Raw genomic sequence first — 23176 nt, 5'->3', positions numbered from 1 at the left:
GCTTAGAAGTCAACATCAAATTTAGCCCTTATCCCGTATTTCGCAATGTTTGGATGATCGAGGTAGGACATTCTCCAAACGAAATCCACGCGTAAAAATTTGAAAATATTTTCAATTCCTACTGCTGCTTCCATAAAAGGTTGTGCTGAAAAGGAATGCAGATAGGCCGGAAATTGAATTTCATTTCTATTGGCATTGGAAATTGTCCCCCAACAGGTTTTAATGGTAGCCACTTCTCTCCATTTTAAACGACGTAACAAGGGTAAATGATTAAGAAAGAAACCATCGAAGTGATGGGTGTAATAAGCACTAAAATACTGATCGCTTACAAATTCCAGGTAGAGCATGGTGTTAAATGCCATTTCATCGTTGTAGTATGTTTCGTTTCCGCGATGAATTTCTAACACAGGAAAAGGAACCGTACCCCAGAATTTGCCGGCTTCAATCCGGTATCTTCCCCATCCTATCGTTCCTAATGGAAACCACTGTGTGATGGAGGCGACTGTTTTTTGGTAGTTGTATTGACCACCGAAAAGTCCTTTAATACCGGCTGCCAATTGCAATTCGAAAATGGGTTTTTTTGTCCCCAGAGAGATGCGGTCGAATTCCCCGGAAAGAAATTTTTCATTTTTTGCCCAACGCAAATAATAGGTGAATTCTGAAATGGTAACATGCTTCAAGGATTCAAATTCAGTTGGAGAAATTTGACGCTGATATAAATTGCTATCCGGAAGTTGCGAGATGCTTCTTCTGCGAAACATAAATTGGTTGCTTAATCCAGGATAATACTCCAAATCATAGTATCCTTTATATTCCTCCACCATCGATAATTTATTGGCAGGATTTATTCTAAATACGGAGGCAAGTAAATTATCCGATCGAAATGCATTTGAACTTATTCCCAATTGTTCCAAATCGTATTTGTATTGAAACAACAACATCTGTCGCCTTGGTTTTTTAGTGATCATATACCTGAAACCACCGCTGTATTTCCATTTTTCATCACGCGTGCCATAGGCTACATACGCATTCAACTCGATTCGTTTCGAAAAATTATTGGATGTTCTTCCTCCCAAACGGAAGCGAGGACCCTCAAATCGGTTAAATGACATGGTTGTGAAATATGGACCCCATTCCACCGGACCAAAAACTTTGTATCCGTTAATCAACATCGAAATTAAATTGATGGTGCTTTTTACTTGAGGAATCTCCTGTATGGTGTCCATCAAGGCGTAAATATCTTTTTCCTGTTGTGTTAAGGTATCATGACGAGCCGTTAGCCAATAGGCATCATCTTTGGTGTCGGCATCGTCTGCTACAACAATGTTATTTGGACCCGCATAAAAGGATTCGTCCTTAGGTTGATTAATTACATGATTGCGATAGGAGGTTGTTTTTCTACCATAAAAGCCCATGTTTTTTTTACTGTCAATCAATTTAAAATCGACTAACAAGTAATCTTTGCTCAACATCCAGACTTCGTTTTCTACTTGCTGAAATTCCTGAACGAATTCGAAATAGGTAACGAAATTAATTGGGGCTTCATCTGCTAAACTTGCTTCCACTTTTCGAATAGCATAAGTGGTATCATTTACCCAAAACTGTCCGATAAAAGTTGGTTCTTGTTTTCGTTTTGGAACAAATCTGATTTTATAACACCAATCGTTACCCAGAAAGGAGGAGTCAACCAAAAAATAATCATAATACAACATTCCTCGGTCCGACACAGGACTTACAAAACTTTTTCCGAATACGGAAACCATGTTATCGTAGATGTTGATGTTTTGATACATGTCGCCCAAAAACTGAGAAACACTTTCATTTTCTACACCGGATACTTTTGTGGCCTGAATAAACTCTTTGTGTGTTTTTGGATTTTTCCGGAAATAAAATTCCGATACAGATTCGGTAATGAAAAGTGGTAAATAAGGTTTGTTATTTGTAGAATCCATGTTCTCGAAAACAAAACTGAGGGGTTTCAGAATTTTTCGGTTCATGAATTTTTCATCGAAGTTGTTCAAATCAAATTCAACTTTGTTGTACACATCATATTCGTAGGATGCCAGTTTTTCCCGGTTATTTACATCCTTATACCGAATGATGTTTTTGAAAATCATAATTGCCGGATCAACGTCGGGTGGACGCACCACGATTTCATCCAGCATTTCATCTTCTACGGTTAATTCAAAATTTACAACTTGAGCTTTATCTTTTTTTATCGCTTTTGTTTGTTTTTGATAACCGATAAAGGTGGCTGTAACAGAGTCTGAGTTGTAATACGATTCCAATAAATAATTTCCGTCCGGATCGGTAACAACTCCGATTTTCGTTCCAGTAAACACAACGTGAACTCCGGGTAGTGGTTCCTTGGTGGATGCGTCAATAACCGTCCCGCTCACCTTGGTGGTCTGGGCCAATAAATTGATGCTATTCCCCACAATGAGAAATAAAAGCAGGGTAAATAATCCGGTTTTCGACTTCATGCTATAACAGCCCTAAAATAGCAAAAAACCAAGGATATTTTAGCGATTTTCGAGTGCTTCCCAGAATTCGTAGGCTCTGCGGATGTGGGGAATGGTGATGGAACCACCAACGACCAGTCCAACCTGAATTATTTCCAGCATTTCGTCTCTGGAAACTTTCAGTTCATAGCATTTTTCCAAATGATATTTTACACAATCGTCGCAACGCAAAACCAGGGAAGCAACCAATCCCAACATTTCCTTTGTTTTCTCCGGGAGAACCCCTTCGCTGTAACAATTGGTATCTAAATTAAAGAATCGTTTTATGACCAGGTTATCATTGCCCAGAAGCTTTTCGTTCATTTTGCTTCGGTAGTCATTAAAATCATCTACTGGATTGCTCATAATTAGGATTTAGCAGCGGATCGTTTTTGCGTTCTTGCCGAGACCATAATACTGATTTCATAGAGTAATAAAATCGGAATGGCAACTACAATTTGCGAAAAGAAATCAGGTGGAGTGATAACGGCAGATACGATTAAAACAACAACAACAGCATGTTTCCGATAGGTTCTTAAAAATTCCGGACCAACAATTCCAAGGCGGGTTAAAATGTAAATGATAACCGGTAGTTCAAACAGCAAGCCGGTCCAGAAAGTAGTTGATGTAATGATGCCAATATAATCGCCGATGGTGGGAATATTCATGATTTCGTCCGACATCGTATAATTTCCGAAAAATTGTACGGTGAGGGGGGCAATAATGAAATATCCAAAGGCGATTCCAAGAATAAAAAGAAGACTGGCCCAACCTACAATTCCACGGGTGGCAGATTTTTCATTGGTTTTTAATCCCGGATTTACAAATCCCCAAATCTGATAAACGATAAATGGAAAGGCTAAAACAACTCCTCCAACAATTGAAAAATAAATGTTAGTGGAGAATTGTCCGGTCATTTTAATACTCTGAAACTTCAGTTTTATTTCAGTGGCACAGAGTGAATCTTCTAATCCGAAAAAATTTCCGATTGCACAAAACCAACGGTAGGTAATAAAGTCGGTTTTTGCCATGTTGATGTATACCGTATTGATGATCCATTCCGTATTAATGAAAATCAAAATTGCAAAGGTGAGAACCACTGCAGCAATACGAACCAGTCGCCATCTCATTTCTTCGAGATGACCGAAAAATGACATTTCTTTAGGGTCCTTTTCTGGCATGGGGCAAAATTAGGATAAAAAGCAATTTTTAACGCCCAAAAAAGGAATTTCGGAATTTTATTTGCTCTTCACTGAGTGATTCTGAAGTCCGGAGCAGGAATTTGTATTTATTCTTTACTCTTAAAGGGCTTGCAGACAGTGTGATTTCTTTTCCATTACGAAGTATGCTTACTGTAACCGGCTTACCGGAGGATGGAGCTTCTACCAGGTCGAAATACTGGTCCATTCCCGGTTTTACCTCCAAGGTGTCAATTTTCTGAATGATATCGTTTTTATGCAATCCCAGCTTGTTTTTGGTTGAGTCTGTTTCCAAAACGATAACCTGTCCGTTTCGTTTGTCGCTGAATAAATGAATTTTTCCCAGACTCCATTCTTCTACTTCTTCATCGATATATAATTCCCAGCCAAGTTTCCCCAAATCATTTTTCAGGGGTAAAGGATTATTCCCGATGATAAAATCAGTGAAAAAGGATTTGATTTCAGGGTAAGTCATTTGTACAATTTCAGGAATTAATTGCTCATCGTTAAATGGTTTATTTGCTCCGAATTTTTCCGCCAACATCAACATTAATTCTCTCAACCCCATTGTGCCTTTGCTGAGATCATGCAGGCGAATATCCAGCAACAATCCAAACAATGCACCTTTTTCATATACATTCGAATACATCTCCTTGAATTCAGGTTGCAGGATGTTTTTGCTCATCTCAGTAAATGAAACAGAAGGGTATTTGTTCATGTTAATCACTTTTGAAAGCATTTCATTTTGAAATCCTTTTTCATCGATCAGATTATTTTTTACTCTCACCAATTGTGCAAAGTATTCGGTAACGCCTTCGTACATCCAAAGGTGCATGGACATTTTCGGGTTTCTGAAATCGAAGTTTTCAATTTCGAAACTATGGATGTTTAAGGGAGTAAGAATGTGAAGGAATTCGTGACCGGCAATGCTTTGAATCATGTCCTCCAGTTGAAGCTGATCTTGAATTTCAGGTAAAAAATAGAAAGAGCAATAGGAATGTTCCAATGCGCCAAATCCTCCGTATCTCGACACTCCCATTTTGCCATAGCGCGGAAAATACATGATGAAATTGTAATGATCTACCGGTAATTTTCCGAAGAAATTTTTTAAAGCTTCCGCCAGTGGTTGAACAGCTTTTTTTACTTGTGCAGCATTTACCACGCCATTGTCGGAATAAACGCCAATTGAAACCTGCATGTTGGAAACACGAAAAGAACAGGTGTCGGCCAGGCTGTACATAATGGGATTATCGACGAGTTTCACGTAGTTTTTTTCTGTTACATCGTCCCTTTGCTTTCCGCGGTTAACATTTAAAGCAGAATGCGCATACAGCTGATCGGGGTGATGAATGGTGATTGTATACGGATTCATTTTTTTTCCTTCGAAATAGCCGTAGAATCCCTGGTGGTTGATTACGAAATTTCTGTTCTCTTGAATATTTGTTCCTCCCGGCTGAAAAATAAATTGCTCGTTGGTCGCATCCCAGGTGTCGTCAACCCAATATTCTATTCGTGAAATCTGTTCGCCTTTTTTGATTTTAAAAACGTTGGGACCCTCTTTACTCATCTTAAGTTTTTTACCCTTTTTATCATAGGCTGTAAACTCAGATATAAAGCGACCAAAATCTTTTTTTGAATAGGAACCCGGAATAACCGCCGGCATAATGTATTCCGCAATACCCTCGTTTAGAGCAGGTGGGATGACTATAACTTTTACTTTGTCATCCGTTACTGTTCGTAAATCGATTGTTACCTTGCAGGTGTCGGTCGCTGCCTGGAGCAGAAGGCTGTTGCAAACTAGTAGTACAAATATGAATTCTCTCATAGATATTCCTTTAGTCATGAAAAGTAAAGATATTTTGACTTTTTTTGCATAGTAATTGCATATTGTAATTTATGTTAACATTCAAATGCAAATTTCCGGCCGTAATTGTTGCCTTGGTTTTCGTTTTGTTAGGTTTTGGTGATGCAAAATGCCAAACTGCAGAAAAGGATCTTGCACAGCAATATGCAGAAAGTTCTGTGACCAATTACGTCAATTCTTCCTTTAAAAAAACGGGAACCTACCGGCCTTATTCATTTGGCGAAATAGAAATTGTTATTCCGAGGGATGTTGCCTATTTGGAGGAGTTAAAGGCCAACAGAAAAACAGCATCAGGAATGAAAGATCACTTTGGTGAACGTCACGACAGTGTGCTTAGAGCTTATGATAGCATGATTGTAGAGCAGGAAAAAATTATTCAGGAACGAAAACCAAGAAATAATTACCGTATCGATCATTTATTCGCTATTAATTCCGCAGAAGGTCATAAAATCTATCAGGTAAATTTTTCATTGTCCGCAAATTTTAAAGTAAGGGATGTTTCTATCTCTATGGATCTTCTTTTGAATGATGAAGAGTATGATTGGTTCTACTATTATTTTATGCGCTTTAATCTGTTTTCGGAGGATAGCGATCTCAATGGGCGCGAAGAGTCGGAGGCCATTTATTCTTATTTCGATTTACGATTAACTTCTCCCGTTGAAATGCAGAAAAATGACCTGATGCGTTCGGCTTTAATTTGCATTCGCACAGTAAAAAAAACAGGCGAATATGATCCCAACCGTATAGTAAAAGAAGTGATTCATGATTATTTGAAGTCGGATCAGGTATCCTATAAAGGCTATACCATCGGCGAGTTTAGTCCGGTTAAAGGGGTGTATGAGGTTTCGGATAATAAGGAGGTATTGGTTGGCTACAGCGTTTTTTGCCGCTTTAGTACCTTAAACGATAAAAAAGAGCTGGTGTCGCAATGCCTTTATTTTGAGCTTGATGCGTGGTTTGTTATCGGTGGCATTCAATTTGTTGAAGCACCTTATGAACAGTATTTTGAAACTAAATAGGGAAAATCATAAATTTAATCATTCAACAAGGGAATGAGAATCGTATTTACCTCTGCCATTTTATTCGTGTTGGTTCTGATTTATGCATTCAGAATTCCGGAAATTTCTTCCAGTCCCGAGCAGGAGATGGTAGAAAAATCAATTTTAGAGTGGGCGGATAAAACATTTGAGTATTATGATGGTCCCCGCTTTGAAAAATTTCTGGTGATTCCTTCCAACGATTTTTTTAAACTCGAGAACCAGGTTTCCAGCTTAAAAGAATATCGTGAGGAATTAAAACAAAACTTTGCCGCAGGGGAAATTAAAAAAACCAAAGAAGAATTCGAAGCCTCCTTAAAAAAGCTGGACCGTAAAATTGATTCTTTGTCCACCGCCATGAACTCTTCTGTAAATAAAGCAAATGGTTACGAAATCGATTTTTGGGCCAATATCATGGTGAATAATGCACTCACAGTTTATTATGTGCATCATATTAAGCTTGACAGTAAATATGTAATTACTGAAGCAAAAATCACCGGTTCGATTGGTAAAGAGAATGACCAGATAAAAATTCTTTACAAAAAGAATCAGGGAAAATAAAGGGAGATCACTTTAGCTCCTGAATCCGGAATACTCCACATTGTTTTTTTGTTGTTTAGTGCATATTCCTTCCATTTTTCTCTTCGGCGTTTACTGCATCCATTCCCTAAAATGATTAATTGGCAATTGAACTGATCCATTTCTCTAATGCTGGAATAAGGATGTAATCCACTTACAAGTACCGCGTTTACATTTAGCGGAGCTCTCTTTTTTTGTGAACCAATAATTAATCCAACTCTGAAATTCCCAATAGAAAGAATGCCTTCATTGTAGCAGAAGTATGGACAGGAAAATGCTTGATTTGGAAGACTGTCGACATGAAATTGAATTAACGTATTTAGTTCCCTTCTATCCTTTTCGTTTTGGATTCCATTCATAAAAAAAGGATCAGGTAATTTCCCTTGAGTAAATAGGTAGTTTTTGGATTGAGTTTGAAAACTGATAGCGTTACAGTTTTTACAATACAGAAATCGGATTTGTGTATTATGATTAGTGTTCCAATTGAACGACTTTACGATAAAAAATAAAGCTGCGGAGCTGAGAAAAATGTGTTTGGCAATTTGGAATTTGAATCGAATTAAAATAAAAATGGAAAGCAGCATCAAATAAACAATGATACATTCAACTGCAGATAAATAAATGGTAGTGGTTGCTCCGGGGATGGAGGCAAACCAATGGACAGTTGCCATTAGGACAATCATGGATTTATTCAGCACGAAAAAACAGAGTTCATTTAAAAATGGAATGGACGAAAATGCAAGTGCTGCGATTCCTGAAAACAACACCAGACTACTCAAGGGGATAATAAGGAGGTTGGTGAATAGAAAGTAATTTGGAAAAGTGCCGAAATGGAAAAGTGCCAAGGGGAAGGTGGTCAGCTGTGCTGATAATGATACTGAGCTTAAAACCCAAGCTTTATCGACCCACTTATTTTTAAAATAGAAAATGGAATAAACCATTGGATGTACTGACACAATCCCTATCACTGCAAGATAGGAAAGCTGAAATCCGGCATTATTAATTAGATCGGGATTGATGCATAACAGGATAAAAGCAGATCCGCCAAGGGTATTGTATACATTGGTAAACATCTTTGCAGATTTACCAATGATAATCAGACTTAACATGGCAACAGCCCTTAAAACAGAAGGAGAAAATCCGGTTATTAAGGCATAACTCCATAGGGGAAGTATGGTAAACAATGAGTAGAAAAGAGGCTTTCTTTCCTGAGGGAAAACCAATTTCACAAGGTAGGAGATCAGGAGATAAATTAATCCAGCGTGCATTCCGGATACTGAAAGCACATGAATGGTACCCGTTGCTGAAAATGCCAGCATGATTTGTTGATCAATATTTGTGCGCTCTCCAAGAATTAAAGCACTTACAATTGCATGATGAGCTGAACTTTCTATTCCTGATTTTAAAAGTTCAGAAAGGGAATTTCTTATTTCACCTGCCATTAAAAAGATGGAGTTCGAAATCGTTGTTCCCGTTTTCCAGTTCGTGCTATCAAGATAGATTTGGTGCGTAATTGTTTTTCGCTTTAGCAAGGTGGCAAAATCAGGATCAAACGGATTTTTTGATTTTTTAATAGGATTTAATTTCGTGTAAATAATAATTTGTTCACCCGCTTGAGGTAATTTGAATTCAATTTCTTTTTTGGTTTTCAGTTGTATTTTTCCATTGGTAAAATACCAGGACTCATTAAAAAAAATTTGCTCAACAACAGCCTCTGTTTTATAACCGAAATGGCTTTCTTCCCAGGGAGAATTTAACTTCAATACAACCTTTTGATTTTCTCCGCTGGAAATAAAGTTGGAATAGTGATGCGCAGTTTTAAGGTGATTGTTCCAGCTACTAAGACTCCAGCCAAATAGATAAACAGAAATAAATAAAACGATACTTCTGGATTTTTTGAATTTAATCCGGACATCTCTCATTGCTGGAAACAAGAAGATGAATTGAACTAAAATACTTGCTGCTAAACAGGAAAATAGCAGTGTATGTTCGGCTGTAAAAATAGCCGAAGTTAAAATTCCCGCCATTAGAAATGGTAGGTAACGTATAAATGGAACTGATGCCAAAAACATGCAGTTCAAAAATCAGCTTTATTCAGGCTGACTGGTAGTTAGATTTTTTCTGAATTTAAGTTTCGGTCAGGGCAAATAAAAAAAGGGCGACATCCTATGTCGCCCTTTTTATCGAATGATAAATGAATTAATTCTTGTCTTTTACCTCTTCAAAATCCACGTCAGTTACTTCCTGATCGTTTCCGGTATTGGCACCGCTGTTTTGGTCAGCGCCGGGATTTCCTCCTGTATTTGCATACATTTCCTGTGCAGCAGCCTGGAATACATTGTTCAGGTTTGCCATAGCCGTTTCAATGGAAGGTAAATCTTTCGATTCATGTGCTTTCTTGAGTTCTGCCAGAGCATTATCAATCGCTGAGCGTTTGTCGGCGGGTATTTTATCTCCAAATTCCTGCAATTGTTTTTCGGTTTGGAAAATCATACTGTCGGCCTGGTTCAACTTATCGATGGTTTCTTTCGCTTTACGATCCGTTTCAGCATTAGCCTCTGCTTCTTTACGCATGCGATCAATTTCATCTTTACTTAATCCAGAGCTGGCTTCAATTCTGATTTTTTGTTCTTTTCCGGTTGCTTTATCTTTTGCAGAAACATTCAGAATTCCATTCGCGTCGATATCAAATGTCACTTCAATTTGTGGTACGCCGCGTGGTGCTGGTGGAATTCCATCAAGATTGAATTGACCAATGGTGCGGTTGTCTTTTGCCATTGGACGTTCACCTTGCAATACGTGAATGGTAACCGAAGGTTGGTTATCGGATGCTGTAGAGAAGGTTTCTGTTTTTTTCGAAGGAATGGTTGTATTCGCTTCAATTAATTTGGTAAGTACACCACCCATGGTTTCAATACCTAATGAAAGTGGAGTAACATCCAGGAGCAATACGTCTTTCACTTCACCTGTTAATACCGCACCTTGAATAGCTGCTCCGATAGCAACAACTTCATCCGGATTTACACCTTTAGAAGGATCTTTTCCAAAGAAACTTTTTACTGCAGCTTGTACAGCAGGTATACGCGTAGATCCGCCAACAAGAATTACTTCATCAATATCATTTACGGTATAACCTGCATTTTTAAGTGCAGAGCGACATGGCTCAATGGTTCGTTTAATCAGGTCGTCCACCAATTGTTCGAATTTAGCACGGGTTAAAGAGCGAACTAAGTGTTTTGGAATTCCATTAACCGGCATGATGTATGGCAGGTTAATTTCAGAACTAGTGGTGCTGGATAATTCAATTTTTGCTTTCTCAGCAGCTTCTTTTAAGCGTTGAAGTGCCATTGGGTCTTTGCGAAGATCAATTCCTTCTTCTTTTAGGAATTCTTCTGCTAACCAATCAATAATTTTTTGATCGAAGTCATCACCACCAAGGTGAGTGTCTCCATCTGTTGCTTTTACTTCAAAAACCCCGTCTCCTAATTCCAGAACTGAAACGTCGTGTGTACCTCCACCGCAGTCGAATACGACCACTTTCATTTCCTGATTTTTCTTGTCAAGACCATACGCCAATGAAGCAGCGGTTGGTTCGTTGATAATACGACGAACTTTTAAGCCTGCGATTTCTCCGGCTTCTTTGGTTGCCTGACGTTGCGCGTCGTTAAAATAGGCAGGAACAGTAATAACTGCTTCTGTCACTTCGTGACCCAAATAGTCTTCTGCGGTTTTCTTCATTTTCTGAAGAATCATTGCAGAAATTTCCTGTGGGGTATAGAGACGGTCGTGGATGTTTACACGAGGGGTATTGTTATCACCTTTAACCACTTCATAAGGAACGCGGGATACTTCCGTTTTCACTTCGTCGTAGGTATTCCCCATAAAGCGTTTAATGGAAAATATAGTGTTACGCGGATTCGTGATCGCCTGACGTTTTGCAGGATCCCCAACTTTGCGTTCCCCTCCTTCTACAAATCCTACAATGGATGGGGTGGTGTTTTTTCCTTCGCTATTAGGAATTACAACAGGTTGGTTACCTTCCATTACAGCAACACAACTGTTGGTTGTTCCAAGGTCGATTCCGATAATCTTACTCATTTGATTTATTTATTTACAAGTTTCTTACAGGAATAGTCAATAGATGTGCCAATGGAAATGAAGGGAATAAAAACAGAAAAAATGGCAGGATTTTGACTGTCAAAACCAAAAAAAAGCCGGAAACGTCAGTTCCGGCTGTTATTTCAGGACAATTCGTCTTTTTTTAAGGACAAGCACAAGGTTCTGCAGCCCATATTAATGAGTCGGAACAGAATTGAAGACCATTGGTAAATTGGCCCATCGCCAATTCATTCATGGAGTCCTTGTTAAGCACTTTACCTCTGATCCATTTGGTATAGCGACTGGAAAATAGACCGATAGCGTCTGTTAGATTGGTAAACGAAGGCTTCTCCTGAACAATTCCGGTGGACGGTTCATTCAATTTCATGTAGGTATACAAATCTTCGCTGGCAGCAACAATTTGAATATCCATCTGCCTTGGAATCCGCTTAATTACATTCGCGTCAAAATGAATTTGTTGGGAAACATAACGATAGAAAGCATCTCCATCAAATGTAATGGTCCGGTTTTCACCTCCATTGGTAGATAAGGTAATGTAATTATCAATTTTCCATGTTAAGTCTTTCCGCTCAACTCCGCTGGCCGTGTATTCATCGTACCAAAAATGTAACCAGGTGTCGTAACGTTTTCCGTATTGACCGGTATTAAACCTTACCTGGGAGTTTGGCGGGTAAACACCAGTTATAGAACTAGTGGAGTAGGCAAATGAAAATGCGGTAATGTTACCCGTAAAATTGGTATTCTTCACCAGGTTGGTGCGGCCCGATACTTCTTTTCCGTTTTCTCCTACCTGTAAGTTTAAACGGTATTCGTAAGCGTCGTTCAGTGTGGCATTAAAGTAATAAAGAGTTTGTTCAGGATAATAAAATACACCTGAATCACGATTTGTAACTACGGTATCACGAAGTGGATAAGTGGCTTGTAATGCTCCACCCGCCCAGGCTTCTACATTACCAACAACAAGGTCGTATTCAGAACTATCGCGAATGGCGGCCATATCATAGGCATTTCCATCACCCAGAAATGATTTATTGATTTTGATCCACTGGATATTGTCATTTTGATCCAATAGCCCAAATACAATCGTATGCTCTTCGTAAGGAGCGATAATGTCGAAATCGGTAGAACAGGAAACAAGCGCAGTGGCTGCTGCGAATCCTGCCAGAATATTTTTAAATGTCTTCATTGCTAAATCTGAAGCTCAAAAATATTAAAAAAACAATCATCAGGCGGACCGTTCGTTCATCAGGTCGACCCTTTGCCTGTTTTCGTAGACATTACAGGGCATAATTCCCTCAATATCGTAGATTTGCCAAAAAACAGACTTACATGTCGTTCGCAAAAAAAGAAGTTAAGCGGGTAACTACCCACGTTTTGGCTGAAATGAAGGCCAGAGGAGAGAAGATTTCGATGCTGACAGCCTATGACTTTTCCATGGCTAAACTCATCGACGAAGCAGGAATTGACGTGATTTTAGTGGGAGATTCGGCATCCAATGTGATGGCAGGACACGAAACTACGCTGCCTATTACTTTGGATCAAATGATATATCACGCTTCCTCTGTAGTAAGAGCTGCAGGAAGATGTTTGGTGGTAGTGGATCTGCCGTTTGGTTCGTATCAGGGAAATTCCAAAGAAGCCTTGGCATCTGCCATTCGAATTATGAAAGAATCGGGTGCGCACGCTGTGAAAATGGAAGGCGGAAGAGAAATTAAAGATTCAGTGGAGCGAATTTTATCGGCAGGTATTCCGGTTATGGGTCACCTGGGATTAACACCGCAGTCCATTTATAAATTTGGTACTTACGTTGTTCGTGCAAAAGAAGAAGAAGAAGCCAATCGTTTGATTGAAGACGCACATTTATTAGCAGAATCGGGATGTTTTGCCATTGTATTGGAAAAAATTCCGGCAAAGTTGGCCGCGCGTGTGGCATCTGAAGTCACTATTCCAATTATTGGTATAGGTGCAGGTTCTGGCGTAGATGGTCAGGTTTTAGTGATGCACGATATGTTGGGGATTAACACAGAATTTCAGCCGCGATTTTTGCGGAAATACGCCGATTTAAGCAGTATTATCAATGGGGCAGTGAAACAATTTATCACCGATGTGAAAAAAGTGGATTTCCCCAATGAAAAAGAATCGTACTAAACATGAAAGAATATTCTCCGGAAGTCATTTATGAGGACAATCATCTCATTGCCGTAAATAAACGTTCAGGAGAAATTGTGCAGGGTGATAAAACAGGTGATGAACCAATGAGTGAATCATTAAAACGTTATCTGAAGGAGAAATACAATAAACCCGGAAATGTTTTTTGTGGAGTAATTCACCGGATTGATCGTCCTGTAACCGGCGTGGTTTTATTTGCAAAAACCAGTAAAGCACTCAGCAGGATGTCGGAAAGTTTTAGAGAGAAAGACATACAGAAAACCTATTGGGCACTGGTGAAAAAAAAGCCTGCTAAACCGGAAGATGATTTGGTTCACTTTTTAGTGAAGGATGAAAAAACCAATAAATCAAAAGCATTTCAAAAGGAAGTCCCGGGAAGCAAACGTTCAGAATTGAAGTATCGCTTAATTGCCTCCGGAGAAAATTATCATTTATTGGAAATATTACCGTTAACCGGACGCCATCATCAAATCAGAGCGCAATTGGCAGCTATTGGGTCGCCGATAAAAGGGGATTTAAAATATGGAGCTGAGCGCAGCAATAAAGACGGATCTATTTCCCTGCATGCCCGCAAACTCGATTTTATTCACCCAACAAGCGGTTTACCAATTACAATTGAAGCACCGGTTCCTTCTGATAATTTGTGGCGGGATATGGAAGCAAAAGTTAATTTAACTTAAGATTCCAATTTCATAACACATTTTGTTCATTCTTTAAATTCCTGAAAAATTCCAAACATTTCTCTTTGGAATATTGGGCGGTCTACAATTTCAATTCATCGAACAATTTCTTTGTATCGTAGTTTTATTAATAAAAAGTGGTCTGATCTGTCGGGAAACCATTTTTTTTTCCTATATATTAGTACTGTAAATGAAAAACAAGAACAAAGTTTTAGATTTAGAGATGGAGACATTAGAGATTTCCCCGAAGGACGCACTACAGAAATTTTTTGGTTTTAATAAGTTCAAGGGGCATCAGGAAGCTATTATCAATAATTTACTTTCGGGCAACCATACTTTTGTTATCATGCCAACCGGAGGTGGAAAATCGCTCTGTTATCAGTTGCCCGCATTGATGATGGAGGGAACAGCTATTGTTGTTTCTCCTTTGATTGCTTTGATGAAGAATCAGGTTGATTCCATTCGCAATTATGGTTCAGATGATAGCGTAGCACATTTTTTAAATTCTTCCTTAACCAAGGCAGAAATACAAAAAGTAAAAAAGAATATTCTCGACGGTAAAACAAAATTACTTTATGTTGCACCGGAGTCGCTCACGAAGCAGGAAAATATAGATTTTCTCACCACCATTAAAGTTTCCTTTTTTGCAATTGACGAAGCGCACTGTATTTCGGAATGGGGACATGATTTTCGTCCCGAATACCGCAAGCTACGCCCAATGATTGATCAGGTAGGGGAAAATGTACCCATTATTGCATTAACGGCAACGGCTACACCTAAAGTTCAAATGGATATCCAGAAGAATTTAGGTATGATGGATGCTACGGTTTATAAAGCCTCATTTAACCGTTCTAATTTGTTTTACGAAGTTCGCCCTAAACGTGATGTTGTAAAAGAGATTATCCGCTTTATTAAAACCAAGTCGGGGAAATCAGGAATTGTTTATTGCCTATCCAGGAAAAAAGTTGAAGAAATAGCTGAAATTCTAAAGGTCAACGGAATAAAAGCACTGGCATACCATGCAGGATTAGATGCAACTACCCGCGCAAAACATCAGGATATGTTTTTGATGGAGGATGTTGACGTTATTGTTGCCACAATTGCCTTTGGAATGGGAATCGACAAGCCGGATGTCCGTTTTGTAATCCATCATGATATTCCAAAATCATTAGAATCCTATTACCAGGAAACGGGTCGTGCAGGCCGGGATGGTGGGGAAGGACATTGCCTTGCTTTTTATAGTTATAAAGACGTTGAAAAACTTGAAAAATTCCTCAACGGTAAACATGTTTCCGAAGTTGAAATCGGCAAGCAATTATTGCATGAGATTGTTTCGTTTGCAGAAACCTCCATGTGCAGGAGAAAATACCTCCTCTATTATTTCGGTGAGCACTTCGAAGAGAAAAGCTGCGGGGATATGTGTGATAACTGCAGGAACCCACGTGAAAAAACAGAAGGAAAAGATGAATTATTAATTCTTCTCGATTCAATTGCCGAGACCAAAGAAAAACATAAAGCAAAACACCTTATCAGTATTTTAACCGGCGATTTAACGGGCGATATCCGCACTTACAAGCACGATAAACTTGAAGTTTTTGGAAAAGGAGCAGAGCATTCCGATAAATTCTGGGCGGCCGTAATTCGTCAGTCCATTGTTGCAGGATACATCAATAAAGAAATTGAAACCTATGGTGTTTTAAACATCACCAAAAAAGGGAAGGCCTTTATGGAAAACCCGGTTTCATTTATGGTGTTAAAGGAACACGACTACGAAGGTGATTCCAGTGACGATGATGATGATATTATTTCCGGAAAATCCGGTGGAACTGCGGTAGATGAAAATCTATTCAGTATGCTAAAGGATTTACGCAAGACAATCGCGAAACAAAAAAATGTTCCGCCATTTGTAGTCTTTCAGGATCCTTCATTGGAGGATATGTCTGTTCAATATCCGATAACCGTAAAAGAATTAAACAACATTACCGGAGTTGGAGCAGGAAAGGCCGAGCGATTTGGTAAACCATTTGTTGATTTGATTGCTAAATACGTCGAAGAAAACAACATTGATCGTCCGCAAGATTTAGTGATTAAATCCGTAGTCAATAAATCCGGCGCTAAAGTTCAGATTATACAGAATGTCGACCGAAAACTCTCATTGGAAAGCATTGGAAAAGCATTAGGTAAATCCGTGAATGAAGTTGTAGCCGAAATAGAAAGCATTGTTGCTTCCGGTACCCGGATTAATATCAGTTATGTAATCGATGATGTGCTGGATGAGGATTGTCAGGAAGAAATTTTTGATTATTTCCGCAGTGCAGAATCCGATTCGTTGACGGATGCTTACCATGAATTTGATGGTGCATATTCTGAAGAGGAATTGCGGCTCATGCGTATTAAGTTCATGAGTGAAATGGCCAATTAATAAATCACAAATACATCTTACAAAAAATGAAAAAAGCAATTTTAGGATTTATCCTTTTGTTGTTCATCTCCTGTGGGGGTGGACCATCCATCGAAGGTAGCTGGGCAATGGAATCTGTTTCCGGCGAAGAATTAAGCGAACGCGAAAAAGCAGCAGTGTTTACATTCCATGGTGATGGAACAATTACTGTTTCTATGGATGGCAGGGAAGAAAAGGGGACATGGAAATGGACCGAAGACAAAAAGGATATTATTCTTCAACCTGAAGGAAGAAAAGAAGAAACCATGATGGGTGTAACCATCGAGGGTGACCTCTTGAAATTTAAATCGAAGGACAACGATATCGTTTTAAAACGAAAGTAAATCGTAATACGAATAGAATAAATCCCGCACCATACATGCGGGATTTTTTTTGCTTTTTATTTTTTTGATTTACCCTGCTCCTTATTTACATGAGAAAAAATCGTTGAGGTTATTTCATTTGGCAAATAAAACGCTAATTGTTTTTCTACTTTGTATTGATCGAGGGAATTAAAAGAGTAAAATTCCAAATGAAAATTTCCCCGGCAATTCTGTTTTTGAATAGGGGTGAGGGTGGTGTTGATTAACTCAGGTTCCTAATCATTGAAAATAGGATCTTGAAAAGTTCTTCAGCCTTTTCAACAAGTGATTGAAATGATTCTTTTGAAATTACTTCTTCATCACTTAGTATATCTAAAACCGCTACACATTCAAAAACAGAAGCCCTTGCAATGACAAAGAAACTTTTTCTGTCTGCCTTTGAAAATTTCCCACTCCCTTCGGCAATGTTTAAGGGAATACTGAATGAAGCTCTCCCTAATTGGTCCTTCACGTAATTATCTAGCCTGTTAGTATTAATTAGCTTTCTGCACTCGGAGTGAAATGCCTTAGCCTTTTTATAAACTTCTAAATTTTGGAATTCAAACATTAATATTGAACGAAATGAGAATCAGAATCAGAACGAAGGAAAATCAGAGCAGAATGTTCTCTCTCGCTCTCATTCTCGCTGTATACTTTCGTTTGGGACATTAATTCAAACTTAATGTTGGATGAAATGAGAATCAGAATCAGAACGAAGGAAAATCAGAGCAGAATGTTCGCTCTCGCTCTCATTCTCGCTGTATACATTTGGTTTGGACATTAATTCAAACTTAATGGTGGACGAAATGAGAATCAGAATCAGAACGAAGGAAAATCAGAGCAGAATGTTCGCTCTCGCTCTCATTCTCGCTCTGATTTTGTACCCGGGGCGGGACTTGAACCCGCACAGGCATTACTGCCCAAGGGATTTTAAGTCCCTCGTGTCTACCATTTCACCACCCGGGCAAAGAACTGAACCGTAAAACCGGTTCTTATCTTGCGGACATTTGAAAGTCCTAAAAAAAAACCTCTCTTTTCCGAGAGGTTTTGAGCGGGAAACGAGACTCGAACTCGCGACCCTAACCTTGGCAAGGTTATGCTCTACCAACTGAGCTATTCCCGCTTGATTTTCAAGTCTTTAACCTAGAAGGGTAGGCTAAAGGATTCGAAGAATGGACTGCAAAAATAAAAAATATTTTAGACCCCCAAAATTTTTTTCTTGAGTATCCAATTCTATTTTTACCCTGTAAATACAATTGCAATGAAAACGAGAAAGTTTAACAAGGTAATCGCCGGCTATCATATATTAATGATTATATCTAATTCGGATGGTGAGTTTTCGCCCGAAGAAGGTTTAATGATGGTCGATTATCTCAGTGAAAGTTTCCCATTTAATGTCAACCTCGATAATGAATTAGAGGAATTATCGAAATTACCGAGAGACGAATATTACAATCACTTTGTGAAAGCAATGGGCGATTTTTATGAGGATTCTACAGAGAAAGAACGCATCGATTTTTTAAATAAAGCAGTTAAAATGGTGATTGCCGATAAAAAAATTACGGTCGAGGAAAACCAGTTTCTGAATGAATTATTTAATGGATGGGATATTGAACACCTGGAAGGGTAATCCAAAACGCAGGTTATTTATTTTTTTAAGTCCGGTTCATTTCTTTCCCCTCAAGCATTCGATTGTGTATTTTAAATACAAAGTTTTGCATTTCACGTCATAGCGTCTCCGTTCTTATTTAGTTTGTTTTCAAAAATTTATTTTCGGCCTAAACTAAATAACATCTATGAAAAAACTTTTACTGATGGTTTGGGCCACATCCTTCCACTTGCTAGGGACGGCTCAGACACACACTGTAGACTATCATGAAGCTACAGGTGTAAATGGAGGAATTACAGCCTCGGTCAATTTTAACTATTTGTCAACTTGCCAAACATCGGTTAGTCTGGATGGTAGTTGTGGAATTTGGAACGGCTTTGTATGGAGCAGTGGAAACTTCTCCGTAATTGTAAACGGAACGAATTTGGGTTCATTTCCTACCCCTACTACTTTAGATTTAACACCATATATTCCGATTACCAGTTTACAGGTGACTTCCAATGCCGGTACATGGCATACGGTAGATGCTAGCTTGCATGTTACTTCTAACTCAGCATCTGCTCCTGCATTGCCAACTACACCAATAACTAGTTATACCTATTGCCAGGGTGCAACTGCTGCCCAATTAATGGCATCTTTAAATGGAACAGGTGCTTCTTTGCGTTGGTATACGGATCAATATGGTTCCGGACATACAACAACTGCTCCAACACCAAGTACTGCTGCAGTGGGTACACGCTATTATGGCGTATCTCAGCTTGATGCCGGTGGTTGTGAAGGTCCACGTCAATTAATTCAGGTAAATGTTGTTTCTGCAGCAAATCAATCAGTGTCCCTGATTTCAAGTTCGCTGATTTGTTCCGGTTCAACCGATGTTCACCTTGGTGGATCTGAAGCCGGAATGAACTACTATTTGCGCAACGATGCCGACAATACTGTAATTGGTGGTCCTGTTGCAGGAACCGGTGCGGCGATTGATTTAAATACTGGTGTTACCACTACAACAACTACGTATAATGTATATGCACAATCTGCCTCCGGTGCTTTGGATTTTGATGGTGTAGATGATTATGTTGATTGTGGTAATAGCGCTCCATTAACTATCACAGGTGATATTACATTAGAAACCTGGGTAAAAGTGGATGCTACTTCTTCTGATTGGGTTCGCCTTGTTGGTAAAGGAGATTTTATTAATCGTAACTATGGACTTTGGCTGAATCCTTCCGGATTTATTTTATGGCAAATCTATGGAACAACAGATTTGAATTTGTCTACAACAAATGTGATCACTCCTGGTTCAGGTTGGCATCACATCGCTGCTACGCGTTCCGGTTCTATTTGTAAAATTTATTTAGACGGAGTGGAAATGGCCAGTACTACCTATACAGGCGTTCCTCTTACTACTACCAGTCCGCTAACCATTGGTGCCGGAGTACCTGGTGTACATAAACCATTAATCGGACAAATGGATGAAACGCGTGTTTGGAATGTTGCTCGTTCTCAATCTGAAATTCGCTCTGCTATGTATAAATGTCTTGTTGGAACAGAAACAGGATTAGTGGCTTATTACAAATATGAAAACGGTGTTAACTCAACCACATTAACTGATGTTTTGGGTGGAGCAAATGGAACGCTTACAAATATGAATCCGGCACAAGACTGGGTTAGCGGTTCCGGAACTTGCGGTTCTTGTTCGGCTGAAATGACAAGCACTCCTACACTTACTGTAAATGCACTTTCAAATCAAACAACTGCTGCAACTGCTGCAATTGTTTGTCCAAATACAGGAACTACAATTACCACCGCTTCATCACAAAGTGGTGTTACCTATTATTTGCGTAACGATGCAACTAATGCTGTAGTTGATGGTCCAACTACCGGAACGGGAAGTGCCTTAACTTTCTCTACAGGAAATTTATCTTCAACCACTACTTATAACGTTTATGCGGAGAGCAATGTGAATGGAATTTTATTGGATGGTGTAAATGATGAAATCATTACTACCGATCAGGTTTCGATAGGAGGAAGATCTTTCTCTGTTGAAGTTTGGGCCAAAAGAAATTCAATTGGAACAAATGATTTTATCGTATCACAAGGTACACCTGGTACAGACCAGGCATTGCATTTTGGATTCAGAGGAAGCAATGAGTTTACCATGGCATTTTGGGCTGACGATATCAACACTGCTGCAATTACCGACTTAAACTGGCACCATTGGGTAGGCACTTATGATGCAATTACCAATACACAAAATCTGTATATGGATGGCGTATTGGCAGCAACACGTATTGCATCGGGAGATTACAACGGATCAGGTGTAGTACATGTTGGTAATACGGGTTGGGGAGCAGATAATTTTGGCGGTAATCTGGATGAATTAAGAATCTGGAATTACGCTTTATCAGCAAGTGAAGTATCGGCGAACATGAGCAATTGTGTAAATGGTAATGAAATGGGATTGTTGTTGTATTACAACTTTAATCAGGTTTCTGGAAGCACAACTGCAACTGATCATTCTGTGAATGCAAACGAAGGTATCCTTACCAATGTTGATGAAAATATCGCATGGCAAACCGGTGTATCAAACTGTTCATGCAATTTGGAGATGACCAATACAGTAACTGTTACTGTACAGGATAATGCTCCAACAGTTGCGACTTCCACCTCTAATATCAATGTAAACGTTGATGCTTCTACATGTGGAGCAATTGTGAACTATACTTCACCTACATTTAATGATGATTGTGATGGTAATGGTTTATCAGGAACATTAACTGCAGGTTTATCTTCAGGTTCTTTATTCCCTGTTGGGATAACAACCGTTACGTATGCATACACCGACGCTTCTTCACAAACAACCAATTCATCATTTACTGTGACTGTTGTAGACAATGAAGCACCTGTTTTAGCATCTATGCCAACAGATGTTACCATTGCTGCTAATAATAATGGTTGTACAGGAATTGTTACATGGACAGAACCTACAGCAAGTGATGTATGTGGAGGAACTGTAGTAATTACTTCAGATTATGCTTCAGGTGATGCATTTACAGTTGGTACTACTACTGTAACCTATACAGCAACGGATGATGCCGGTAATTTTACCACATCTTCTTTTGATGTTACAGTAACGAATGATTTTGCAGTTGTAGGAGTAGTAACAGGAGATGTTTCATGTAATGGTGGTAATGATGGATTCATCGATATTACTATTAGCGGTGGAACAGCTCCATATACTGTAATTTGGGACGGAACTATCAACTCGGAAGATTTATCAGGTTTATCAGCAGGTACCTATTCTGGTTTTGCTACTGATGCCAATGGATGTGCAGATGCAGGAAGCGTTACTATTTTTGAACCTTCTGCAATAGATGTTACCGTAGATTTCACTACTGATCCTTCAGTATGCGGATTAAACGACGGTACAGCTTCTATTACTGTTAATGGTGGTACTGTAAGTGCTAACTATGGATTTAGTTGGACTGATGGTGGCAGCTATTCTTCAAGCAATGAAGATCCAACAGATCTGGCTGCAGGTTCATACACAGTAACTGTTACCGACGATAATTCATGTACCGGAACAGCTTCACTTTCTGTTGTAGATCCAAATGGTCCGACCGTTAGTTTAAATGCCAGCTCTGTGTTGAATTTAAATTGTAATGGTGATGTAACAGGAGATATTCAAATTGATGTAGTACTTAACGGAACTGCAACTTCTGCTACTTATTTGTGGAATGATGTGAACGGCAGCACTACTGAAGATATTTCAGGAGTAAGCGCAGGATCATATACACTTGAAGTTACCGATAACAACAACTGTATCGCAACGATTGATGTAGATGTTATAGAGCCGGATGCTATTGATATTTCAACTGCAATTACCAATGTAACATGTAATGGAAATCAAAATGGTTCAATTGATATTACTGTAACAGGAGGAATTTCTCCTTATTCATTTAACTGGGTGGATCCAAACAATTTCACTTCTGTAACTGAAGATGTAAATGGACTTCACGGTGGTGATTATACAGTAACTATTACAGATGATAATGGATGTACAGCTTCGTCTATTGTTACCGTAAATGAACCTTCAGTTATGGCAGCAACTGCCATCGGTTTCGATGAAATGCAAGGAAATGATGGTTCTGTTAACCTGATTGTAACCGGTGGTTCTGCACCATATGGATACAGTTGGACAGGTCCAAACGGATTTACTTCTACTACCGAAGATCCTTCTGGATTAGTTGCAGGAACCTATGATGTAATTGTAACGGATGCAAATGGCTGTACAGAAAATGCCCAAGTAACGATCGGTTCTCAGGTTGGAGTTAGCGAATTGAATACTGTTCAGGTTTCAATTTATCCAAATCCTTCCAATGGAATCTTTAATCTTACATTAAGTAATGCTGGTCAGTACAATGTAAGTGCAATCAATGCAGTTGGACAAGTTGTATTAACAAAATCTGTAAATGGAACTCAAACAACGATTGATTTAAGCACCTTCGAACGTGGAGTTTATTTTATCACTATAGAAAACGCTTCGAACAAAATGGTTCAGCGTGTAGTGTTGATGGACTAATTCGGTTTTATAAATAGAAAAACCCCGCTCAAAAGGCG

At 39.0% G+C, this 23176-nt stretch carries 16 protein-coding genes and 2 tRNA genes; 8 read left to right on the top strand and 10 right to left on the bottom strand.

Features of this window, described 5'->3' with window-relative positions:
- Positions 1-2: 2 nt before the first annotated feature.
- From K1X56_01210 to K1X56_01195, 4 genes are read right to left on the bottom strand one after another with little or no spacing between them, the layout of a single operon-like run.
- On the bottom strand, positions 3-2483 hold the full coding sequence (locus K1X56_01210) for a DUF5686 and carboxypeptidase regulatory-like domain-containing protein (GenBank protein MBX7093312.1): 2481 nt from the start codon (positions 2481-2483) through the stop codon (positions 3-5).
- A gap of 39 nt (positions 2484-2522) precedes the next feature.
- A complete protein-coding gene (locus tag K1X56_01205) occupies positions 2523-2867 on the bottom strand; it encodes a carboxymuconolactone decarboxylase family protein (protein ID MBX7093311.1) in 345 nt (114 codons plus the stop codon).
- A 2-nt stretch (positions 2868-2869) separates the two neighbouring features.
- Positions 2870-3658 (bottom strand): twin-arginine translocase subunit TatC, encoded by a 789-nt coding sequence (gene tatC / locus K1X56_01200; GenBank protein MBX7093310.1) that lies wholly within the window; start codon positions 3656-3658, stop codon positions 2870-2872.
- Between the two features lie 52 nt (positions 3659-3710).
- Positions 3711-5525, bottom strand: coding sequence for a hypothetical protein (locus K1X56_01195; protein ID MBX7093309.1), 1815 nt, complete (start codon positions 5523-5525; stop codon positions 3711-3713).
- A 71-nt stretch (positions 5526-5596) separates the two neighbouring features.
- On the opposite strand from K1X56_01195, the gene K1X56_01190 reads away from it, so the two are divergent.
- Together K1X56_01190 and K1X56_01185 are read left to right on the top strand one after the other, a co-directional pair.
- The gene (locus K1X56_01190; protein ID MBX7093308.1) at positions 5597-6583 is read left to right on the top strand and encodes a hypothetical protein; all 987 of its coding nucleotides are present in this window, start codon (positions 5597-5599) and stop codon (positions 6581-6583) included.
- Between the two features lie 33 nt (positions 6584-6616).
- Positions 6617-7162, top strand: coding sequence for a hypothetical protein (locus K1X56_01185; GenBank protein MBX7093307.1), 546 nt, complete (start codon positions 6617-6619; stop codon positions 7160-7162).
- Here the strand turns inward: K1X56_01185 and K1X56_01180 are convergent.
- From K1X56_01180 to K1X56_01170, 3 genes are all read right to left on the bottom strand, one after another.
- Positions 7150-9207, bottom strand: a complete 2058-nt coding sequence (locus K1X56_01180) for a ComEC family competence protein (GenBank protein MBX7093306.1) — start codon at positions 9205-9207, stop codon at positions 7150-7152. The genes K1X56_01185 and K1X56_01180 overlap by 13 nt on opposite strands.
- A gap of 172 nt (positions 9208-9379) precedes the next feature.
- Positions 9380-11278, bottom strand: a complete 1899-nt coding sequence (gene dnaK / locus K1X56_01175) for a molecular chaperone DnaK (GenBank protein ID MBX7093305.1) — start codon at positions 11276-11278, stop codon at positions 9380-9382.
- 163 nt (positions 11279-11441) lie between these two features.
- Positions 11442-12485 (bottom strand): hypothetical protein, encoded by a 1044-nt coding sequence (locus tag K1X56_01170; GenBank protein MBX7093304.1) that lies wholly within the window; start codon positions 12483-12485, stop codon positions 11442-11444.
- A 143-nt stretch (positions 12486-12628) separates the two neighbouring features.
- Here K1X56_01170 and panB point away from each other — a divergent pair, with 143 nt between their 5' ends.
- The 4 genes from panB (at position 12629) to K1X56_01150 (ending at position 16932) form a co-directional block, all read left to right on the top strand.
- Positions 12629-13447 (top strand): 3-methyl-2-oxobutanoate hydroxymethyltransferase, encoded by an 819-nt coding sequence (gene panB / locus K1X56_01165; protein ID MBX7093303.1) that lies wholly within the window; start codon positions 12629-12631, stop codon positions 13445-13447.
- A gap of 2 nt (positions 13448-13449) precedes the next feature.
- Positions 13450-14148 (top strand): RluA family pseudouridine synthase, encoded by a 699-nt coding sequence (locus K1X56_01160; protein ID MBX7093302.1) that lies wholly within the window; start codon positions 13450-13452, stop codon positions 14146-14148.
- 223 nt (positions 14149-14371) lie between these two features.
- Positions 14372-16570 (top strand): DNA helicase RecQ, encoded by a 2199-nt coding sequence (recQ, locus tag K1X56_01155; protein MBX7093301.1) that lies wholly within the window; start codon positions 14372-14374, stop codon positions 16568-16570.
- Positions 16571-16596: 26 nt separating this feature from the next.
- Positions 16597-16932, top strand: coding sequence for a copper resistance protein NlpE (locus K1X56_01150; protein MBX7093300.1), 336 nt, complete (start codon positions 16597-16599; stop codon positions 16930-16932).
- 241 nt (positions 16933-17173) lie between these two features.
- On the opposite strand, the gene K1X56_01145 is transcribed toward K1X56_01150, so the two are convergent.
- The 3 genes from K1X56_01145 to K1X56_01135 form a co-directional block, all read right to left on the bottom strand.
- A complete protein-coding gene (locus K1X56_01145; GenBank protein MBX7093299.1) occupies positions 17174-17518 on the bottom strand; it encodes a four helix bundle protein in 345 nt (114 codons plus the stop codon).
- A 313-nt stretch (positions 17519-17831) separates the two neighbouring features.
- Positions 17832-17916 (bottom strand) — tRNA-Leu (locus K1X56_01140).
- 84 nt (positions 17917-18000) lie between these two features.
- Positions 18001-18073: transfer RNA gene (locus K1X56_01135), tRNA-Gly, on the bottom strand.
- A gap of 138 nt (positions 18074-18211) precedes the next feature.
- Here K1X56_01135 and K1X56_01130 point away from each other — a divergent pair.
- Positions 18212-18580: a TerB family tellurite resistance protein gene (locus K1X56_01130; protein ID MBX7093298.1), complete on the top strand. Its 369-nt coding sequence runs from the start codon at positions 18212-18214 to the stop codon at positions 18578-18580.
- 166 nt (positions 18581-18746) lie between these two features.
- A complete protein-coding gene (locus K1X56_01125; protein MBX7093297.1) occupies positions 18747-23138 on the top strand; it encodes an HYR domain-containing protein in 4392 nt (1463 codons plus the stop codon).
- The last annotated feature ends 38 nt before the right edge of the window (positions 23139-23176 follow it).

Source organism: Flavobacteriales bacterium, from assembly GCA_019694795.1.
Taxonomy (GTDB): Bacteria; Bacteroidota; Bacteroidia; order Flavobacteriales_D; family UBA2798; genus UBA2798.
This window is presented reverse-complemented; position numbering and strand designations above follow the sequence as displayed.

Bases quoted from the DNA above. Each gene is read 5' to 3' on its own strand.
- K1X56_01210 (MBX7093312.1), bottom strand. From the start codon at position 2,483: ATGAAGTCGAAAACCGGATTATTTACCCTGCTTTTATTTCTCATTGTG.
- K1X56_01205 (MBX7093311.1), bottom strand. From the start codon at position 2,867: ATGAGCAATCCAGTAGATGATTTTAATGACTACCGAAGCAAAATGAAC.
- tatC (MBX7093310.1), bottom strand. From the start codon at position 3,658: ATGTCATTTTTCGGTCATCTCGAAGAAATGAGATGGCGACTGGTTCGT.
- K1X56_01195 (MBX7093309.1), bottom strand. From the start codon at position 5,525: ATGAGAGAATTCATATTTGTACTACTAGTTTGCAACAGCCTTCTGCTC.
- K1X56_01190 (MBX7093308.1), top strand. From the start codon at position 5,597: ATGTTAACATTCAAATGCAAATTTCCGGCCGTAATTGTTGCCTTGGTT.
- K1X56_01185 (MBX7093307.1), top strand. From the start codon at position 6,617: ATGAGAATCGTATTTACCTCTGCCATTTTATTCGTGTTGGTTCTGATT.
- K1X56_01180 (MBX7093306.1), bottom strand. From the start codon at position 9,207: ATGGCGGGAATTTTAACTTCGGCTATTTTTACAGCCGAACATACACTG.
- dnaK (MBX7093305.1), bottom strand. From the start codon at position 11,278: ATGAGTAAGATTATCGGAATCGACCTTGGAACAACCAACAGTTGTGTT.
- K1X56_01170 (MBX7093304.1), bottom strand. From the start codon at position 12,485: ATGAAGACATTTAAAAATATTCTGGCAGGATTCGCAGCAGCCACTGCG.
- panB (MBX7093303.1), top strand. From the start codon at position 12,629: ATGTCGTTCGCAAAAAAAGAAGTTAAGCGGGTAACTACCCACGTTTTG.
- K1X56_01160 (MBX7093302.1), top strand. From the start codon at position 13,450: ATGAAAGAATATTCTCCGGAAGTCATTTATGAGGACAATCATCTCATT.
- recQ (MBX7093301.1), top strand. From the start codon at position 14,372: ATGGAGACATTAGAGATTTCCCCGAAGGACGCACTACAGAAATTTTTT.
- K1X56_01150 (MBX7093300.1), top strand. From the start codon at position 16,597: ATGAAAAAAGCAATTTTAGGATTTATCCTTTTGTTGTTCATCTCCTGT.
- K1X56_01145 (MBX7093299.1), bottom strand. From the start codon at position 17,518: ATGTTTGAATTCCAAAATTTAGAAGTTTATAAAAAGGCTAAGGCATTT.
- K1X56_01130 (MBX7093298.1), top strand. From the start codon at position 18,212: ATGAAAACGAGAAAGTTTAACAAGGTAATCGCCGGCTATCATATATTA.
- K1X56_01125 (MBX7093297.1), top strand. From the start codon at position 18,747: ATGAAAAAACTTTTACTGATGGTTTGGGCCACATCCTTCCACTTGCTA.